Genomic DNA, 1,655 nt, shown 5'->3' on the forward strand with positions numbered 1-1,655 from the left:
AAATGGTCTAATCCCATTTAATTACATCTGTGCTTGCCTTGATGAACTGTGCCAGCCTGAGCCCGATATCGACAGCTTGTTACCCTGGAATTTTAAAACATAGGTGTAGTTCGCTAGACGCTCACTTTACAAATACCGTAGCGAATACTTCCAACCTTACACATCTAATGGTACTCGCTTACGTTATGTTGACGGGGTAGGAGTGTGGGAAATGCGCGCATCTTATAAAATTGATGAGCACATTAGAATTAAAGCAGAGGCAATTAACTTATTTAGTGCACCTAAATCACAAGACTACTTTGTTGAGGGTAACCTAGGTGAAGTGAATGACTACGGGCCACGCTTATTCTTAGGTATGAGCTTTAAGTTCTAATTTAAAGCAATTAACACACAAAAGGCTCTAATTTAGAGCCTTTTTTATTTGGTGAACAAACTAACTTAGTGGGTTAAATGGGTAATAGAATACAATCCACGCGTTTCATCTGTTTTACGTTTTATCTCTTCAAGCGCTTTAGCTTCACTGGCTGCAAATAATGCATTAATTAATCGGTTAAAGTGGTTATGCATTGCTTTTCTTGCTGCTGATGAGTCATGCGATGCAATTGCTTCGTATATAGCAGTGTGTTCTTGTATTCGCTGCTCGTTACTTTGCGAACAAACATCTTCATGAGCCGAAATAATTTCAGGTTCGGTTAATCTCAACTTCCAAAGATTATTAATTGTTAAAACAATAGCGTTATTACGGGTTGATTGCGCAATAATTTCATGAAAACGTTGATCGGCTGAATTCGCGGTTTCAGCAATGCGCATGTCATCAAGTGTTTGTTTTAACAACGCCAACTCTTCACTTTGTATCGTTGCAGCAGACAGTGCTGCAGCCTCGGCTTCAACCAAAGCACGGGCTTGAGTTAGCTCAAATGCACTAATTGGTTTAGCGAAGCTTTCTGACTTTTTAGTGTCAGTAACAAAAACACCAGATCCCGTTTTTACTTCAACGCGCTCTCTAACTTCAAGTGCAATAATTGCCTCGCGTATAGTCGGGCGGCTTACTTGGTGAATTTCGGCTAACTCACGCTCTGCTGGTAACCGTGTACCTACAGGATAAATGCCTTGAGCTATCGCGGCTTCTAATTTTTCAACAATTGTCCAAAAACGTCTGCGCCTTTTCATTTTCATATCCTCTGATTTAAATTGTTGTAAATTCATAATGTTGCCACAATAGAAAATTAATAAGGCTACTTTACGCCTACTTTGTAATCGTAAGTTAATTGGTAATTTTATAATACTAATTGGTAAGATAACCCCCTTCAAGAGGCTTGTCAAATTGGCTTCACTTTTCATGTAAGGTATTGATATACATTTCTCTATTGATAAATACCTAGCGTATTATTGCAAACAAAAACGCATTTATTAATCAATCTTATTTACAAATAAATCTAAGGCATAATACTGTGGTTTGAGGTAGCCTATTCAACATTTTAAAAGTGCATTTATAAGCAATTAAAAATTTGGCGTATTTAAATACATAAGTTAACCTGAGATCTGCTTAAGCGATAACTAGTGCGTTGAGCTCTACGTCAGTTAAATTAAGGTGTGGCTTATTTTCTTTCAAGCAATAAGCCACCAACCCAGCTACTAAATTCAACATAAAACCG

At 37.6% G+C, this 1,655-nt stretch carries 1 protein-coding gene and 2 pseudogenes; 1 reads left to right on the top strand and 2 read right to left on the bottom strand.

All coding sequences use genetic code 11. From position 1 onward, the window contains the following. Window positions 1–124: 124 nt before the first annotated feature. Window positions 125–373, top strand: a pseudogene (locus H5058_RS18070) (hypothetical protein); the annotation flags it as partial. Window positions 374–438: 65 nt separating this feature from the next. Here H5058_RS18070 and H5058_RS18075 read toward each other — a convergent pair. Further along, complete coding sequence (locus H5058_RS18075; RefSeq protein WP_089368963.1) at window positions 439–1,170, bottom strand: FadR/GntR family transcriptional regulator; 732 nt, start codon at window positions 1,168–1,170, stop codon at window positions 439–441. Window positions 1,171–1,546: 376 nt separating this feature from the next. Continuing rightward, window positions 1,547–1,655: pseudogene (locus H5058_RS18590) on the bottom strand (IS982 family transposase); the annotation flags it as partial.

The sequence above is a fragment of the Pseudoalteromonas sp. SR45-4 genome, from assembly GCF_014163535.1.
Classification (GTDB): Bacteria; Pseudomonadota; Gammaproteobacteria; order Enterobacterales; family Alteromonadaceae; genus Pseudoalteromonas; species Pseudoalteromonas nigrifaciens.

What these genes read in the sequence shown, in the direction of transcription:
- H5058_RS18075 (WP_089368963.1), bottom strand. Translation starts at nt 1,170, where the DNA reads ATGAAAAGGCGCAGACGTTTTTGGACAATTGTTGAAAAATTAGAAGCC.